1 protein-coding gene is annotated in these 1100 nt (G+C 64.3%); it reads left to right on the top strand.

Going from position 1 to position 1100, the window contains the following annotated elements; all coding sequences use genetic code 11:
• Positions 1-371 (top strand): hypothetical protein (locus IR155_RS15690; RefSeq protein ID WP_167760834.1); only part of this gene is annotated, 371 nt, incomplete at its 5' end.
• Positions 372-1100 lie beyond the last annotated feature (729 nt).

Here is a 1100-nt window from a genome sequence, read left to right as displayed (position 1 = left end):
ACAGTCGCAACGTCTCCGGGCTCATCCCCAGCAGCCCAGCCACATGCCTAACCGCGCTCATCATCGTCGGGTGCGACGGCCGCGTCTCCGCGAGCATCCGCAACGCCCGCTCACGCATCTCCGGCGAGTACTTCCTGTTCATCGTGTTCCATCCTTGCTTGAAGAACGGAACGAAAGTCAGGCCGATTCAGCCCTTTGTCTCGCTCCCTCTGGCGGCAGCGGCTACGTTTCACCGCGCTCGGTCGACCAAGCCGCGGCCTCGACTGCTTGCGGGTATGTGGATCTGCGTCGCGGTCTTCGCGGTGCTGGAGGCCGCAGCGCTCCTCCTGCTGCCGGTCTATGCTGTGGCGTTGGGCTGGGCGACAACGTGACTCGGGCGCGCTTCGCATGGGGGTAGCAGACGCGAGGCCAGTTCACTGTAAGCGCTACCCGCCATCCGCATATTCACATCACTCGAGCGCTGACACGACGTAACGCGGTCTACCGCTACACCTGCGTGATCCTGTTTGAGCGCTTTCGCCGCTAAGCGGATGTCGCTGAGTAGGAGCTCTCGATGCGAGGCCGGGAGCGACTCTCCGCGTTCGAGTCGAACGACCCATTCGATCAGCTTGTTGGCGAGCTCTGAGCGGGGGGCGCGCGGCGCTGACGTGTGCTGGTTCGTGCGGGCCCGCATTCTTGATTCGACCTTCAGGAGCAAGTCTTCGCGTACCCGACCGGCGACGACGTTGAGTTCGCCGTCTCGAATCCATCGCCGGATGGTCGCCGGTGAGCGATTCACACGTGCAGCGGCGAGCGGGACGGATAGCCAGCTGGTGGATTCACTCATAACGGCTGGTGGACCTGCTCGGCACGGGGAAGACGGTCATACGGCGCCCTCGATGTGACCCGGGTTGCGCCGATTCGGGGCGAGCTGTCGTGCCCGAGAGGGGAGCACTCCGCTGAATCGGGCGAAGTGCGCGCGAAAGGTATTGCGGGCTCTTCGGACATCCGGTGGGGTGAGGGTGGCCGGGCGGTGATTCGGCGGTAGGGGTCGAGGTCCCCGAGGATCAGAAGCGCTAACTCTCTGATTCCGACCGAGGACCTCGACGTGCTTCACCCTA

Origin of the sequence: Microbacterium paludicola (genome assembly GCF_015235415.1) — a bacterium.
Classification (GTDB): Bacteria; Actinomycetota; Actinomycetes; order Actinomycetales; family Microbacteriaceae; genus Microbacterium; species Microbacterium paludicola.
The sequence above is the reverse complement of the archived record's forward strand: the minus strand, read 5'-3'. Positions and strand labels throughout refer to the sequence as shown.